9 protein-coding genes and 1 pseudogene are annotated in these 16,363 nt (G+C 53.7%); all 10 read right to left on the minus strand.

Annotation, left to right across the window (positions count from 1 at the left end):
- Positions 1–60: 60 nt before the first annotated feature.
- On the minus strand, positions 61–3,636 hold the full coding sequence (locus tag B5E82_RS08060; RefSeq protein ID WP_087307047.1) for a DUF4132 domain-containing protein: 3,576 nt from the start codon (positions 3,634–3,636) through the stop codon (positions 61–63).
- A gap of 85 nt (positions 3,637–3,721) precedes the next feature.
- A complete protein-coding gene (locus tag B5E82_RS08065) occupies positions 3,722–5,881 on the minus strand; it encodes an SWIM zinc finger family protein (protein WP_087307048.1) in 2,160 nt (719 codons plus the stop codon).
- A gap of 53 nt (positions 5,882–5,934) precedes the next feature.
- Positions 5,935–7,062: a VWA domain-containing protein gene (locus B5E82_RS08070; RefSeq protein WP_087307049.1), complete on the minus strand. Its 1,128-nt coding sequence runs from the start codon at positions 7,060–7,062 to the stop codon at positions 5,935–5,937.
- A 14-nt stretch (positions 7,063–7,076) separates the two neighbouring features.
- Positions 7,077–9,539 (minus strand): annotated as a pseudogene (locus tag B5E82_RS18475) (DUF5682 family protein).
- Positions 9,500–10,615 (minus strand): ATP-binding protein, encoded by a 1,116-nt coding sequence (locus tag B5E82_RS08085; RefSeq protein ID WP_087307052.1) that lies wholly within the window; start codon positions 10,613–10,615, stop codon positions 9,500–9,502. The pseudogene B5E82_RS18475 and the gene B5E82_RS08085 overlap by 40 nt, the downstream one beginning before the upstream one ends.
- 13 nt (positions 10,616–10,628) lie before the next feature.
- Positions 10,629–10,880: a kinase gene (locus tag B5E82_RS08090; RefSeq protein ID WP_087307053.1), complete on the minus strand. Its 252-nt coding sequence runs from the start codon at positions 10,878–10,880 to the stop codon at positions 10,629–10,631.
- Between the two features lie 212 nt (positions 10,881–11,092).
- Positions 11,093–12,262 (minus strand): molecular chaperone DnaJ, encoded by a 1,170-nt coding sequence (gene dnaJ, locus B5E82_RS08095; protein WP_087307054.1) that lies wholly within the window; start codon positions 12,260–12,262, stop codon positions 11,093–11,095.
- 150 nt (positions 12,263–12,412) lie between these two features.
- Positions 12,413–14,284 (minus strand): molecular chaperone DnaK, encoded by a 1,872-nt coding sequence (gene dnaK, locus B5E82_RS08100; protein ID WP_087307055.1) that lies wholly within the window; start codon positions 14,282–14,284, stop codon positions 12,413–12,415.
- 89 nt (positions 14,285–14,373) lie between these two features.
- Positions 14,374–15,024, minus strand: coding sequence for a nucleotide exchange factor GrpE (gene grpE / locus B5E82_RS08105; RefSeq protein WP_087307101.1), 651 nt, complete (start codon positions 15,022–15,024; stop codon positions 14,374–14,376).
- Positions 15,025–15,052: 28 nt separating this feature from the next.
- Positions 15,053–16,090 carry a heat-inducible transcriptional repressor HrcA gene (hrcA, locus tag B5E82_RS08110; protein ID WP_087307056.1) on the minus strand — a complete coding sequence of 346 codons (1,038 nt, stop codon included), beginning with the start codon at positions 16,088–16,090 and terminating at the stop codon, positions 15,053–15,055.
- Positions 16,091–16,363: the final 273 nt, after the last annotated feature.

The following is a 16,363-nucleotide window of genomic DNA, read 5'->3' on the forward strand; positions in this document are numbered from 1 at the left end:
GCGCACGGAATCCTATATATTATAGGTTGAATCCGGGTGTTTGTCAATGCGCACCGGCTTTTATTCCCGGCATTCCGGATAAGGAAGCTGTTCCTGGCTGGAAGCCAGAGCCCGGGTCAGCTGCAGCACTGTCTCACTGAAATAGCGGGAGCTCACCTCGTCCAGCCGGAAGAGGTTTTCTTTCTTAATTGTATCGTACACATAGCTTCCCCTCTTCACCGTCCCTGCCCGGTAGAAGCACGCGCCATAAACCGTGACCTCGTCGTTTTCATCACCCACATAGCTCCCGGAGAATTCGAGCTCCACGCCGATCTGTCCGTCCTCCCGGTAAAAGGTGGTGTACACTCCGCCATCCTGAACCGATCCCCGGTACCAGCCCATACCCTGGAGCTTTCCGGACAGGGACAGGCCGTTCAGCACTTTTCCTCCGAAGCGGGTCAGTTCCGTCTTTCCTTTTTCTTCCTCTGTCAGCCGGTACACCGGGCGGTCCAGCTGCTCGATAGGCTGTACAATCTCATAATCGGAAAGCTGTTCCTTCCAGGCCGCCAGATCTTCCCCCGAAAGCTCAATGGGATGAACCAGTCCCACCATACCAGCCTCCGGAAATTCATACTCCTCTTCGTCTTTCGTGTTGAAGCTTCCGTCCTCCATATAACGGAAGGTATCCTTCAGGCTTCCGTTTTCATAGATGCCCCAGACAAGACCGATGGCAAACTGATGCATCACCGGATTTTTCACGAACAGCTTCTTCCATTGCTCCACACTCCAGAGCCGTTCCGCCGTAAGCGCCTGTTCCAGCCGGGCCTTCTGATTGGAAGCCACCGTCTTCAGCTGCTTTTTCAGCGCTTTGAATTCTCCATAGGCCTCCGCCGCCTTTTCCGCGTCATCTCGCTTTCCGGGGGCCGGCATATTCTTCAGCCGTTTGTTTTCCTCATCAAAAATCTCCAGCTCCAAAGCAGGAGTCAGATAGACGTGGAAGCTTCTCTCTCCATAATCAAAGATTCTCTCCAGGCTTTCGTCAAAGCCCAGATCCGGGACAATCCGGTCTTCCAGCTCGGCCCGGCTGATGCCGAGAGCCGAAGCCGCCGAATCCAGAGCCTGAGCCGCGGCCGCTTTTACCTGACGGAATTTGAACTTTCTTGAAATCTGATCCACCTGAAGCAGGGCCGCAGAGCTTCCGTTCAGGGCCAAAGCTTTGACGGCTTCCGCTGCCATGGCTCCTCTCGCGTGCTGGGGCCACTCCTGAATCTGCTTCCGGAAAAGGGGGACTATGTCTTCGCCGCCGTGGATGGCAGCCGCATAGAGCACCCATTTTTTCTTTGCTTCCGCTCCGCCTTCCATCCATTTGTCAAAGAGTTCTCCCATGTACCGGCCAAGTTCCTTCTCGTTCAGGTCTGCGGCCAGCCTCTTAGCCTCTTCATTGATGCCCGGCATGGACATATCCGCATAAGCCACAAGGAGCGCCTGCAGATAATCCTCGGAAGCCAGGCTTCCATCCTTTTTATGCACCGGACTGAAGGGGGTCTCATAGGCCCATGCTGCTTTCCGCTTCTTTCCGCCCTTCAAAAGCTCCGCTGCCAGCTCCCGGGTGGTCTGCAGCTGCGTTTGCCCGCTCTCCTGTCCGGAAGAGGAAGTGCCGAGAATATTCTGCAGCAGTTCTTTCAGCTTTTTGCTCTTCTCCGCCTCCAGCGCCTGCGAAAGCTCTGCCCGGTACTGATCCGCTCCCCATTTGCGCAGGACGCGGATGGCCAGTTCTCTCTCCTGAGATTTTCTGGAAGTCAGAAATCTCTTCATGTCCGGCTCCCATTCCCGGTGTTCCGCGCAGATCAGGGCAAGGGTCTCTTTTACCTGCTTGGAGCTGTCCATGGCTCCTGCCAGAATCGTATCCTTTTCCTGCTGCCAGTCCTCATCCAGCACACGGTAGCAGATATCCCGTCCCACGGAAGTGCTGTTTTTCAGGGCCGTGTAGAATTCCTCCCGATGCTTTGGAAGTCTCTGCGCCAGAGCCTTGACCGCCGCGTCCAGAAACTGATTTTTGTCCGACTCTGCATAATAACCGGAATAAATTCCTTCCATGGCGTCTGCCTGATACTGGATGGGAAGACCTGCTTCCTCCCAGATCCTGACCAGAGACTCCACCTTCTTTTCATAGGTCTCCGCATCAACTGCCGTATTTCCCCGGAGCCGTGGAAGATAAGAATAGCAGAAATAACCCCCGCTCATCTGAAGAGCCTCCAGCACCAGGGCTCTCCTCCAAAGCTCATCCCCATCCTTTTCCATCATTTCCAGCTTCTGCTGATTTCCGTAATAATATCCGGACATTCCTCTCCAGCCATTTACAAACGGATAGAGTTCTGAAAGAGAAATCTGCCCCAGCAGATACTGCTTCGCCTGATCCCTTCCCACTGTAAATCTTCCCGTAAGCTCCTCTGCCAGCTTTCCCTGCACTTCCCCGGAATAAGCATTTTTCATCTGCTCATACAAAGCCGGATTTCCCGCTTTCACCTGATCCATCAGAAACTGATAATCCTCCAGAGCCGCTTTCCGCGCTTCCGTGCGGATACACTCCGGATACTGCTTTGCCATTCTCTTTAAACCCGCGGCAATTCTGTTTTTCAGATACCAGCGGATGAACTCATCCGGTTTCAGGGGCAGAATCCGCTCCAGAATCGGCAGTTGAGCCTCAAACCAGGAAGGCTCCGCCATGGTTTTGCAGGCATCAAGAGTCCACTCCGGACTCAGATACGCCATGATCTGGAGAAAGCACAGGCAGACATCAGAATGTTTCCAGGACAGGAAAGCGCAGCCGGAAAGGAGCGTGAGCAGATACTGGCTGGCCTGTCTCCCCCTCAGAATGTCTGAGAGCTCCTGGGGGAAGTCTCCATAGGGTCTGCCCTGCTTTATATAATCCTGAAGCTTTTTGAGCTCCTCCTCTGAGGGACTCTTCTGGCCTGACTGGAAAACACCCGGAAGACTGTCTGTCAGATTGGCTTCCAGAAATTCTGCCACCTTCCTGTCTTCCAGACTGCTTTCCGTATCAAACATACTTTTTCCAAAGAAATCCCTGATACTCTTTACAGGATTTCCGCTTCCTCTTTCAGCTCTCTTTTCATGAAGATAGGCCGCAGCCAGAAGTACCCTGGCATTGTCATACTTATGGGTACACAGATCCATAGCCCGGCGGACGATCTTCAGATCCTTCTTTGCCAGACCGCAGAGCCCTTTGACATTCGCCCAGGACAGCGCGTACTGGTTCCAGGCAATCCCCTCTGCCAGAATGGCCGCCTCCTGTTCGGGTGACAGATATGGCAGCACATCTTTTAAATCCCAGTTGTACTGACTCAGAAGATAACTGGCTGTAGAACCGCCCACAGCTGCCGCAAAGTGTACGTACCGGGCCAGTTCTTCCGTCTTCTTCCGCTTTTTCAGATGCTCCACGTAATCGATGCTTTTCTTCTTTTTCTCCGGCGCCAGACCGGAAAAGTCCTGAAGCTCCGCCTTCTTTAAAAGCTCTGGCTGTTCCCCCGTACCCTGGGCAAAATAAGTCTCCGCCAGCTTCCGGTTCTTTTCCGTCAGCCCCAGCGCTTCCAGGGTATCCAGAAGCTTTTGATAATTTCTCTCCTCACTCAGATTCATGACGTGTACCTCCCCACTCTTATTTGTCTATTTTTACTCCCATGCTCTCAGTTCATAATTCAGTGTCTGAAAATGTTCTCCATTCCTATGTATCTTCCATCCGGATCAGAGCCTGATCAAAAGATGTTTTCTCCAGGCAGGCGCCCAGATATTCCATCAGCCGTCCCCAGGCCAGAATCACCGGCTCCGGATCAAATTCCATCTGATGCGCTTTTTGCTCCAGGGCCGTTCGAATCCGGGACAATTCCTCACTGCCGCCGTGAAGCCCCATCTCCTCGCTCTCCCTCTCCAGTCTGCGAAGCTGGGACATGCTCTCCTCCTGGACCGAATCAAGACCGCTCTGAAACAGATCTCCCAGCGTCTGACGCATCTCCAGAAGAAGCTGCTCCAGGGCTTTGACTGTTCCTTCTGCCGGCAGGTTTTCTTTTTCCTGCACACGCGGCGTTCCTTCCTGATCTGAAATCTCCGGAACCGCTCCAAACCTTTTCCCTTCAAAATATTCTATGGGATACAGGCAGAGACTGCCGCCCTCCAGATAAGGAATCCCGAAAAATACCAGCGTGTGCGCTTTCTCCTGCCAGCCTTTTTCCTTCTGTTCCTTTCCCTGCTGCCCGGCCAGTCTTGCGCTCAGCCGCTCCAGCGCCTGAATCGTCAGCTTTTCCTCTTTCGAATAATTCACGGCCACGGAGATTCTTCTCCCGTACCTGTCATAAATATCCATGGCAAACCGCTGCTTTACCGAGTCAAAACGTCCTTCACCGCAGCGCACCGCCCCGGCCAGAACCAGAGGCTCCCGTCCTTCTGCCTTCCGGGATCTGCGCTCCTGCCCTTCCAGCATGGGAAGAAGCTCCCGGTAATCCCATACCACCATTTCACGAATCTCTTCCCGGGCCAGATTTCTCTGTCCGGCAATCTCGCTTTTCGTCTCCCGGCTCACAGACAGTCTTCCGTCCTCCGCAGCCTTCGCCTGGTCCAGATAAAATTCCAGCTCCATCATATCTGCCCGGCTGCAGTTCATCCCCCAGGGCGCCTGCTCCTGCTCATAATTTCCCGCCGGGCGCCGGCGGATTCCCTCATAAAAGACAGGACGCACATCGGTCCAGGTATACCATCGTTTCTGCTCTGTCTCCAGAAAATAATAGCGCTCTCCCGCGTATCCTGTCTTGCTCTGAAAGCTTCTTCCCCCTATGGCTGTCAGATGAAGACGGGGTACCGGCGCATAGGTGTCCCGGAAGGTACCGGCCAGCGCACGGAGCTTTTCCGGCTCTTTCATCTGCTCCAGCGCAACAGCCCGGGCATACAGACCCAGAAGCCTGGCAAGAAGGCTCTCCGTGCGGAAGGCTCCCGACCGCTGAAAGTACTGTCTGTACTCGGAAGCGGCGCTCCGGAAGACCGTCTCAAAATCCGGAAGACCGGCCCCATGGCTGATGACAGCCAGACGCTCCATGCTCTCCTCAGCCTCCGGAGACAGACGGGAAAGACCTGTCAGCAGCTGGAGAGAGAGCCCCGCCTTCATGGCGCCTGCGGCCTGGGAAAGCTCTTCCAGATCCCATTCCCCGGCTTCTTTCCTTCCGTCTTCCAACTGCTTCCGCGTAAGCGTCCCCTTCTGCAGTTGAAATGCCAGAACTGCCTGGGCCTTGTGTACGCACAGTTCCCGGCTGTGGCAGCTGCAGGTGGAATGCTCCAGGGGGCTTAAAAGCTTCACCACCATCTGATTCCATGGAAAACGAACTGTCAGAAGGCTTCCCGATGCCCCTGGTTCCAGTTTCGGGAGCTCTCCCTGGTCCATGTGAAGCAGGAATTCCCGGTATCCCCTCGTTTTGCAGGCCTGTCTCAGCCTGCCGGCAGGAATGGAAAGAAGCTCCTGCTCCAGCTCCGGAAGCAGCGCTCCGGGACTCTGCTTTTCTGCTTTTGCGCCTGCTTCTGCCTTTTGCTCTGCCTCAGTCCCCGCTTCTTCCCCGCAGGACAGAGCGCTTTTCTCCAATTCTTTTTTCAGATACAGGACCGCGGTAATCAGATGGCGGCAGACACTTCGGGAAGGGCAGCTGCAGGTGCTGTCCCCCAGCGGGGCCCGAATCCTGCAGACTGCCTCTTTTAAAGCGACCTCCGCTTCCTCTCCTTCCCAGACCACAGAAGGGGACTCCTGTTCCAGATCCTTATATGCTCTTTTTACGGTTCCTTTGTTTGACAGACCGATCAGATATTCCTCGTCCGTCTGTGCCAGCAGCTTCTTCAGTTCTTCCATCTTTCTCCCCTGCCGCCTGTTTTATCCTGTCTCTTTTCCGGTCTCCCTGCATTTTACTGCATGACCTTTCCCATAAAATCGCCCAGAGCTTCCGGCGTCATGGCTCCCACAAAGGCTCCCAGCTCCGCCAGCTGTTCTGCCATCCTCCTGTCATAGGCCGGATTTGCCTCCATATCCAGGGCTGTCAGGCAGATCAGCCTGGCGCCGCTCTCCATGATTCCCCTGCTCACAGACAGAAGACCGGAAAGGCTTCCGCCCTCACAGAGATCCGATACCAGGACCACCATGGTCCTGCGGGGATCTTCAATCAGGGACTCGCAGTACCGCAGAGCGCCTGCGATATAGGTACCCCCGCCCAGCTGAATACTCATCAGCGTTTCCACCGGATCATCCAGATGGGCGCTCAAATCCACCACCTGCGTGTCAAAAATCACAAGTCTTGTATCCAGCATGGGAAGCTTCGCGAAGATTCCGGCCATCACGGCGCTGTGAATGACAGAATCCAGCATGGAGCCGCTTTCGTCCACAGCGATCACCACTCTCCACTGGCTGTATTTCCGGGTACGGCTGCTGAAATAGACCTGTTCCAGGGAAAGGCGCTTCTGCTCCGGGTCATAATGCTGCAGGTTCCTTCGGATCGTCTTTTTGACGTCCAGATTCCGGATGGATTTCACCGGACTCGGACTGTTCCGGTCCAGGGTGCCCAGAAGAGAACGGCGGATCTCTTTCTTAAGTTTTTCCGCAATCTCCTCCGCCACCTTCCGCACAATCCGCCGGGCCGTATCCAGGACCTCGCCCTTCATCAGATGTTTCAGCTGCAAAATCGTTTTCAGAAGCTCCTGATTGGGTTCCAGCTTCTCCAGAACCTCCTTATCCGTCAGAAGCTCCTTTATCTGATACCGCTCCAGGGCATGCCGTTCCAGAATCTCCACAGTCTCTCTAGGAAACAGGCGCCGGATCTTTGTGATCCAGGTGGCGGCTGTCAGGCGGCTGGCTTCTGTGCCGCCCTCCCGGCGCACGTCCTCTCCTGCCTCCCGGGAGTAAAGAAAATCCAGGGCATCCTCCAGATCAAAGCAGGAAATCCCATTTTCCAGGGTCCCGTCATTTCCAAAGGAAAGCTGATCCTTCGCGTTTTTTCCCAATATCAGCCTCCACCGGTTCAGAATCTCCGTCTCTCTCATCCTGTTTTACCCCTCTATTCTTCCGGTTTGGACACTGCCGGTCCGTTTTTTGTCTGCTTCCGGGCATAGCTGTCCAGCGTCTCTCCATAGGCGTATTCCTCCGGAGACGCCTTTCCTTCCAGCAGATCCGCCGCCTTCTTCCCATGGAGAGCCGCGGCCTTCGAAGCAATCCGATCCGTCTCCAGCGGCGTAAAATAACCAAAGGCCAGACGAAGCTCCGGAAGGAGACGCAGAAACTCCTCTGTGGAAAGGCTTTCCAAAAGCCCGTCGATAAGCTTCAGAAAGTCAGGGCTTACCAGCACAAAATCACGGGCTGTAAAAAACAGTCCCCGCAGGAAAGCGGCGCTTTTCGCCCGGGTTTCTTCTGTTCCCTGCATATATCCCCGGGCAGCGGCGCTTATCTGCGCTCCTCTGTCCGCCCCGCAGCCGTAGAGAATTCCCAGGGCCGCTCCCTCCACAGCGGGATTTAAGGGGCTGCGCTCCAGCATACGCTCCAGAGCTTCCAGAAACACCGGCCGCATCTCCGCGCAGGAACGCTTCCCGGAGGTCTGGTACAGCGTCCGCAGGCTCTCCATACATTCCTGCCGCCTGTCCTCCCCGGTCTGCCCCATGAAAGGCAGAAGCTGAATGATTTTCCGGAAACAGGTCCGGATCATATCCTCCAGCTGCAGATTGCCCCGGACCCGGTACAGATCCTGAAGCTCCGTAAGCATGACCAGCTGGGAAAATCCACCGCTTAAGGAAAAGAAGTCCCCGTCCTCCGCCAGCACCTTCTGAAGATGCTCTCCCATCTGGTCCTGCTCATCCAAAAGTCCCATCAGAAAGCTCTCTGTCAGAAGCTCTGCCGCCTCCCGGCAGCCTGTGCTTTCCGCAAACCTTCTGCGCAGCAGAGTCCGCACGGCTTCCTCCACGGTTCCTCCGGCCACGGAAGCATCGATAAGCGCCGCCGTCACCTGGGCCGACCATTTGTAAGACCACAGCTCCCGGACCCGGTTTCTGTCCCTCCTGCCGGTCAGATCAGATCCCTTTCTTCATCTGGCAAAGCCGCAGCCCAGAAATTTCGTCTGATACAGGAAACGGCTCAGACGCAGATGCTTCTCTTTTGCGAAAATCTCCAGCGTAAGCTGCTGCTCTGCGGTCGAATGGATTTTCAAGCCGAACTGCCCGCACTGCTTTTCAAAATCCGCCAGCAGAGGCGGACGCATGGCGTCCGCACAGAGCTTCCCCGTCTGAGTTCCGGTGGTAAGCTCCGCCAGAATCCGCAAAGCTCCGTCCGTGGAAATGCTGTACTCTCCTTTTACAAAAGAAGACAGCGCGCTGTCCCGAAGCTCGTAGATCCCCGGACTTTTCTTTCCCCGGAGGGCCGCCAGACCCTTCGCCATGGAAAAAGCGCAGATCTCATCGTAAGCCGATACGCTCTCCTCTTTTCCCCTTGCCTGCTTTCCCGCCGACGCCAGAAAATGCAGCAGCGTATCCTCATAGACCTCTTCCGGCTCCAGTCCGGCCTCCAGCCGCTTCCAGACCTGATGATAAAAGCCGGGAGACTGCATGCCGCTGGCATAGCCGTTCAGAGCGTCTGCCGCCTCCATGGAATAGGCCATGGGATAGACAGACTGCAGAGCCGGATCGATTTTGTGAAGCCGGACCGGAGTTCCTTTAAAGCGCAGCCCCGGTCCATCCTCTCTTTTCTCCAGCAGCTGCCCCAGGCCCCAGGTATGGAAGCCTCCCGTCACCACCAGAACTCTGCTGTACTCCCCGGAAGCCCCGGCGATCTGCTCCGCCATATACCGTTCCCGCAGAAGACAGCCGTCCTCCGCAAGCTCCTCCCGGGGCGTATACAGCCTGGACAGGCCGCAGTACAGAAGCATCTGATGGACAAACACAGACGTATCCACAGAAAGCCCCTGTATTTCGAAATATTTCTCCCAGAACTCTTCAAATTCCCGGACCCCTGTCCGTTCGCAGAGAAGTTCAAAATACCGGCTTCTGCTCAGAAGATAGTCGTCATTGTAAGTCTGCTTCTCTCCTTCCTTCCGGATGCCTTTGTTCCTGGCAGTCCCCGCCAGGATCTCCATATAAGGCAGATCGATAAAACGGGCCGGAATCCCCTTCCGATCCACCTCCTTCAGAGCCGTCAGCTCGGGAGAGCAGTCCAGAAACGGATAATAGCACTTGTAATCTTCCTTTTTCTCACTGATCAGGCCTGTCTTATCCTGATAGGCGTAATACAAAGCCAGAGGCGGCTGCGTCTCCTCATGGGTGAGCACCGGAATCAGGTGCTGCGCGTTCTCCGGCCCCTCAATCAGAATGCAGTCCGGCCGGTAAGCCTTTATGGCCTTCTGCAGGTGAAAAGAACAGACCGGACTGTGGTGGCGCACTGGGAAATACAGCACTCCTCCGGTCAGATCGTACTCCGTCCCCGGAGCAATGACGTTCTCTATCTCAGGTATTTCCTGGCCGCATAGTAGCTGCTCCATAAGCCGCCCTCTTTTCCTCCCTTGTCCCGGATCACCGTCTCAAAATAACCCCGGAGCTTCTCCAGATCATCGCCATTTTCCTTCTGTACGGCTCCCACCAGGTTCTGGACCAGGCAGCCCATATCCATCCGGGAATCCCCGTAATAATAAGCTGTCAGCATGGTCTGGTAATAGACCGACACCGCTTCCGCCGTGCTCATGACTACCGAAGGCCTGTCAATCCGGTGTCCCATGGAAGAAACGCCTTCCCGCAGCTCATGATAGGTGGAAGCCAGAATTTCCGCCACATCCTCATCCGGCTCCATCTCAATCTGATTCTCCCGGGCCAGCTCTTCCACCTCATTTAAAATGATCTGCTTTTCCAGGGTCACATCCCGGACCGGCATCACGGTCTCAAAATTAAAGCGGCGTTTCAGGGCGCTGCTCATCTCATTGACGCCCTTATCCCTGGTATTGGCTGTACCTATCACGTTAAAGCCGGCTTTGGCGAAAAGAAGCCCCTCCTCCCCCAGCTCCGGCACGTTCAGAACCTTATCGCTTAAGACACTGATCAGACTGTCCTGAATCTCCGCAGGCGTTCTGGTAATCTCCTCAAAACGGGTCAGAATTCCCTGCTCCATGCCCACATACAGAGGCGACGGCACCAGAGCCTCCCGGGAGGGTCCCTTCGCCAGCAGAAGCGCATAGTTCCAGCTGTATTTGATCATGTCCTCTGTGGTGCCCGCCGTGCCCTGAATCGTATTCATGCTGGTGCCGCTGATAGCCGCGGATAAAAGCTCTGACAGCATGGTCTTTGCCGTTCCCGGCTCTCCCACCAGCATCAGGCCCCGGCTTCCCGCCAGCGTGATAATGCACCGCTCCACCAGAGCGTCGTTGCCCAGATATTTTTTCCGTATTCTTATTTCCCGCCCGTTCCAGAAAAGCGGCTCCCTGCTTCCCAGAATAAAGGTGCGCACTGCCTTCGGCGACAGCTTCCAGTTCAGAGGCTTCCGGTCTGTATCCAGCGCCTGCAGAGCCTCCAGTTCCTCCCGGTAACGCGCCTCCACCGGAGGCTTTAACTCTGTTTTGTAATCCATGTCGTTTCTCCCGTTATTGCCAGCTGTCCATCATCTCTATCAGCTTCGTCTCATAGTCCCCCAGCACTTCCTCCTGCCGGCCCCCGTGCTGCAGATTCATCTCCACGCCCCATTCGCCATCCTCTTCAAATTCCCAGATATGGTAGGGGACGCCCCGATAGGAAAAATCCACGCTTCCGCAGCCATCCTCCTCATGATATTCATATTCCCAGCCCTTTTCTTCCAGATAAGCGCGCACGCGCAGCAGCCGTTCTGTCTGTTCCATTCTCGTTCTCCTTCTTCCGGCGCTGTTTTTCCGTCTGCCGGATGCTTTGTCCTCCATCTGCCTGTCATAAACATATGGCGTTTCTTATAGCATACGTAATTTCCACGGACACGTCAAGAATAATCAAAAGCCGGGGAGTACAGACTTCATTTCCATACTTCCCGGCTTTTCCGGTTCTGTCATATTCCAATTTGTTTTCCGGCTTCTGCGCTTTATTCATCCAGCGCTTCTTTTACCTTATCAAAAAAATTCTTTTTGCCCTTTCCTGACTTTCCGCCGCCCTTCGGACCCGTGCCATTGACCGCTTCGTCATAGGCTCTGAGAGCCTCTTTTGCTTCTCTGTTCAGGTCTGTCGGCACCTGTACCACCAGGGTCACATAATGATCGCCGCGCACATTTTTATTGCGGACAGAGGGCACGCCCTTGCCTTTCAGACGGACACGGGTGTCGGTCTGGGTGCCTGGCTTCACATCGTACTCTACCTCGCCGTCCACGGTCTTGATGCGCACAGTACCGCCCAAAGCAGCCGTCACAAAGCTGATGGGAGCTGTAGAATAGATATTCATATCCTGGCGCTGGAAAATCGGATGGCGGGCTACAATGACCTCTACCAGCAAATCGCCTCTGGGGCCTCCGTTCACTCCTGGTTCTCCCTTGCCTCTTAAGCGGACGCTCTGTCCGTTGTCCACGCCTGCGGGGATAGATACGGAAATTTTCTTTTTGTTTGCAATATAGCCGGTTCCGTAACAGTCCGGACATTTTTCCTTGATGATTTTACCGGTTCCATTACAGTCCGGACAGGTGCGCACATTCTGCACCATACCGAACAGGGACTGCTGGGTATAGACCACCTGCCCCTTGCCTCCGCACTTGGGACAGGTCACCGGAGATGTGCCCGGCTTCGCTCCCGTGCCGTGGCAGCTGGTACACTCATCTTTCAGGGTCAGCTCCAGCTCCTTCTCACAGCCGAATACAGCCTCCTCAAAGGTAATACGGACCTGAGTACGGATATTGGCTCCCTGCATGGGGCCGTTATTTGCTCTTCTGCTGCGGCCGCCTCCAAAGAGATCACCAAAGATATCTCCGAAGATATCTCCCATATCCGCTCCGGTGAAATCAAAGCCGCCAAAGCCGCTGCCTCCTGCGCCTCCCTCAAATGCCGCATGGCCAAACTGATCGTACTGGCGGCGTTTCTCCGGATCGCTTAAGACTGCGTAAGCCTCGGATGCTTCTTTAAATTTCGCCTCCGCTTCCTTGTCGCCGGGGTTCATGTCCGGATGATATTTTTTTGCCAGCTGGCGGTATGCCTTTTTGATCGCAGCGTCATCTGCATTTTTATCTACGCCCAGAACCTCGTAGTAATCTCTTTTCTGCTCTGCCATTCCTTCAACTTCCTCTTCTTTGTTACTAGTCACGCAAATACCCAGGGAAAGCCCTCAGATACTCTGATTCATTTTCCCTGGATATTCATTATACACCTGAATCTGTGTGAAACAACATAACTCTCTGAAATTTCACACGATTTCTTTATTTTACACCTCGCGGTAATCTCCGTCAACCACATCATCCGCAGAGCCTGCGCCGCCTGCGTTCTGATCCGGTCCCGGTCCTGCCTGGCCGGCAGCTCCCTGCGCCGCCTGCGCCTGCTGGTAAACCTTCTCAAATACCTTCTGAGCCGCGTTCATCAGTCTTTCCTTGCCGGCTTTCAGCTCATCGATATCCGCGTCGGACATCTCCGGCTGATCCTTGGTTCTGTCAAGGACTGCCTTCAGAGAACTGAGCTCTGCTTCCACAGCGGACTTGTCAGCCGGGTCAAGCTGGGCTCCTACCTCTTCCATTGCCTTCTCGGTCTGGAATACCATGGAGTCTGCGTCGTTTCTTGCGTCGATGCCTTCCTTACGCTTCTTGTCCTGTGCCTCGAACTCAGCCGCTTCCTTTACGGCCTTCTCGATGTCGCTCTCAGACATGTTGGAGCCTGCGGTGATCGTGATGTGCTGCTCCTTGCCGGTGCCCAGATCCTTGGCGGATACATTTACGATACCGTTCGCGTCGATATCGAAGGTAACCTCGATCTGCGGAACGCCTCTTCTTGCGGGCGGGATTCCATCCAGACGGAACTGGCCCAGAGACTTGTTATCTCTCGCGAACTGACGCTCACCCTGTACGACGTTGATATCTACGGCTGTCTGGTTGTCGGCAGCGGTAGAGAAGATCTGGCTCTTCTTGGTCGGGATCGTTGTATTACGCTCAATCAGGCGGGTTGCGATACCTCCCTGTGTCTCGATGGACAGTGACAGCGGAGTTACATCCAGCAGAAGGATGTCGCCTGCGCCTGCGTCGCCTGCCAGCTTGCCGCCCTGGATAGAAGCGCCGATCGCAACGCACTCATCCGGGTTCAGAGACTTGCTGGGCTCATGGCCGGTCAGCTGTTTTACCTTATCCTGTACAGCCGGAATACGTGTGGAACCGCCTACCAGCAGTACCTTTCCCAGATCTGCGGCTGTGATGCCCGCATCCTTCAAAGCTGCCTGTACAGGCTCTGCGGTCTTTTCAACCAGATCATGGGTCAGCTCATCAAATTTCGCTCTTGTCAGGTTCATATCAAAATGCTTCGGTCCTTCCGAGGTCGCTGTGATAAACGGAAGGTTGATGTTGGTCGTCGTCGCGGAGGACAGCTCCTTCTTCGCCTTCTCTGCAGCCTCTTTCAGTCTCTGCATTGCCATCTTGTCTGTGGACAGATCCACACCCTCGGTGCGCTTGAACTCTGCCAGCATGTAATCCACAATCTTCTTATCGAAGTCATCGCCGCCCAGACGGTTATTTCCTGCGGTAGCCAGAACCTCGATGACGCCGTCGCCGATCTCGATGATAGATACATCGAAAGTACCGCCGCCCAGGTCGTATACCATAATCTTCTGCTCTTTCTCATTGTCAAGACCATAAGCCAGAGCTGCCGCTGTCGGCTCATTGATGATACGCTTTACATCCAGGCCCGCGATCTTTCCGGCATCCTTGGTTGCCTGTCTCTGCGCGTCATTGAAGTACGCCGGTACGGTGATAACCGCTTCCGTCACTTTTTCACCCAGATAGTTCTCTGCGTCGCTTTTCAGCTTCTGCAGAATCATTGCGGAAATCTCCTGGGGAGTGTACTGCTTTCCGTCAATGGTTACTTTATAGTTGGTTCCCATCTCTCTCTTAATGGAAGAAATGGTCTTTTCAGAGTTTGTAACCGCCTGACGCTTTGCAGGCTCTCCTACCAGTCTTTCTCCTGTCTTCGTGAAGGCTACTACAGACGGTGTAGTTCTCGCGCCTTCTGTATTGGCGATAACCACTGGTTTACCGCCTTCCATTACTGCTACGCAGCTGTTCGTTGTTCCCAAGTCGATACCAATAATTTTGCTCATAATAGAGACCTCCTCATTTATTTTCTGTGTATAAACCTAATTTCATGAATTTATCTATATGGAAATGAGCTTTCACTCACTGCCTTCTTTTAATTGGCCACCTTTACCATACTGTGGCGGATGACCGTATCCCTGTACATATAGCCCTTCTGGAATTCCTCGGCTACCACATTTTCACCGAGCTCCTCATCCTCCACATGCATCACTGCATTGTGGTAATTCGGGTCGAACTCCTCACCAACGGCTTCAATGGGCGTCACGCCCAGGTCCGTCAGAATCGTCATCAGCTGGCGGTATACCTTTTCCATCCCGTCAATCACCGGATCAGATTTCTGATCCTCCGGCACGGATGCCAGGCCGCGCTCAAAGTTATCTACCACCGGAAGGATTTTCTCAATCACATCTTTCGCTCCCACTTCATACATATGGGATTTTTCCTTTTCGGTGCGCTTGCGGAAGTTATCGAATTCAGCCATCTGCCGCTTTACACGGTCCTCCAGCTCTTCGATCCGTTCTTCCCATTTCTCTTTTTTCTTTTTCTTCTTCATTTTTTCAGGCTCCTCACTGGCTTCCTCCGGCTGTTCCTCTGGGGCAGCCTCTTCGGAAGTCGCTCCGCCTTCTGTTTCCTGCTCTCCGGATACTTCCTCCGTCTTCACGGCTTCTTCCTGTTCTGCCGTCTCCCGGTCCTCCGAAGTTTTTTCAGCCTCCGGCTTTTCCTCCCGGAGCTCTTCCTGTTTCATTTCTTTTTCCACGGGTCGTTACCCCTTTCTATCCCTTCTTTTTGTTGTTATATATTTCATCCAGCTGCTCGGTCAGTGTCTTCAGCGTCTTCAGAACGTTCTCATAATCCATTCGCTTCGGACCTATGATACCGATCGTTCCCTGAAGTCCTTCGCCTAATTCATAGGTCGCAGTCACTACGCTGCAGTCTTTCATAGCCTGAATCGGTGATTCCTGTCCGATGTACACCTGGATGCCTTTGTTGTCGCTGTTTTCCAGAGTCTGATTCACCAGGTCGGTCAGCTCCTGCTTCTCTTCAAAGGTACTGATGATTTCGCTGGCCTTTCCCTTATCGGAAAGTTCCGGATACCGGAATATGTTCGTGGCGCCCGAGGTATAAATCTTCACCTCATCTTCCGAATGAATCACTTCCGCTACCGCGTCGATGACGCTGGCTATCAGCTCGCTGTGAATGCCCGCCTGCTGCTTCAGGCTCTGAATCATGGCCAAATTGATCTCTTCTATCGAAAGGCCGTTCAGCACGCTGTTCAGCAGAATGTTGAGCTTCAGCACGGTCTCCTGATCCAGTTCTTCCGTCACATCAATGATCTTGTTTCTTACAAGATTCCCATCTATCATAATAACGGCGAGAATCTGTGTGGAGTTCACCTTGGAAAGCTGTATAAATTTCAGCTTATTTCCCTTCAGGGCCGGAGCGGATACAAGCGTCGCGTAATTTGTGTTCGCCGCCAGGACCTTCACCACCTGCTGAAGCATCTGCTCCAGCTTGTCGGTACGCTCCAGCATCAGATCTTTGAATTCCTGGACCTCCTGATCCTTGCTCTCCAGAATATGATCCACATACAGGCGGTACCCTTTATCAGAAGGAATTCTTCCGGCTGAAGTATGCGGCTGGATAATGTATCCCATCTCCTCCAGATCAGACATCTCATTGCGAATCGTGGCAGAACTCAGATTCAGGTCTGAATACTTGGAAATCGTCCGGGAACCTACCGGCTCTCCCGTCTCCATATAAGTACGGATGATAGCGTATAAAATTTTCTGTTTTCTCTCATCCAGTTCCATACCGCCGCTTCACCTTCTTTTCCATCTGGTTTTCTCTATTAGCACTCGGCCCCTCTGAGTGCTAACATTAAAATATCACTATGACTTCCTTTTGTCAACCCTGTTTCTCAATTTTTTTATATTTCATCCTTTGTTTATATTTTTCATTTTATTTTTAGAAAAAAATACTTGCATTTTTAAAATAATGGTGGTATACCCTAAATTAGAAAGAATAAGGCCCTTTATCAGATAGGAAACTATCCGGTAACGGGTCTTCTTTTGATGTCTCCGCAG

The organism is Lachnoclostridium sp. An138 (assembly GCF_002160765.1).
Lineage (GTDB): Bacteria > Bacillota > Clostridia > Lachnospirales > Lachnospiraceae > Laedolimicola > Laedolimicola faecalis.

Excerpts from the sequence above, each read along its gene's own strand:
- B5E82_RS08060 (WP_087307047.1), bottom strand. The coding sequence starts at position 3,636 with ATGAATCTGAGTGAGGAGAGAAATTATCAAAAGCTTCTGGATACCCTG.
- B5E82_RS08065 (WP_087307048.1), bottom strand. The coding sequence starts at position 5,881 with ATGGAAGAACTGAAGAAGCTGCTGGCACAGACGGACGAGGAATATCTG.
- B5E82_RS08070 (WP_087307049.1), bottom strand. The coding sequence starts at position 7,062 with ATGAGAGAGACGGAGATTCTGAACCGGTGGAGGCTGATATTGGGAAAA.
- B5E82_RS08085 (WP_087307052.1), bottom strand. The coding sequence starts at position 10,615 with ATGGATTACAAAACAGAGTTAAAGCCTCCGGTGGAGGCGCGTTACCGG.
- B5E82_RS08090 (WP_087307053.1), bottom strand. The coding sequence starts at position 10,880 with ATGGAACAGACAGAACGGCTGCTGCGCGTGCGCGCTTATCTGGAAGAA.
- dnaJ (WP_087307054.1), bottom strand. The coding sequence starts at position 12,262 with ATGGCAGAGCAGAAAAGAGATTACTACGAGGTTCTGGGCGTAGATAAA.
- dnaK (WP_087307055.1), bottom strand. The coding sequence starts at position 14,284 with ATGAGCAAAATTATTGGTATCGACTTGGGAACAACGAACAGCTGCGTA.
- grpE (WP_087307101.1), bottom strand. The coding sequence starts at position 15,024 with ATGAAACAGGAAGAGCTCCGGGAGGAAAAGCCGGAGGCTGAAAAAACT.
- hrcA (WP_087307056.1), bottom strand. The coding sequence starts at position 16,090 with ATGGAACTGGATGAGAGAAAACAGAAAATTTTATACGCTATCATCCGT.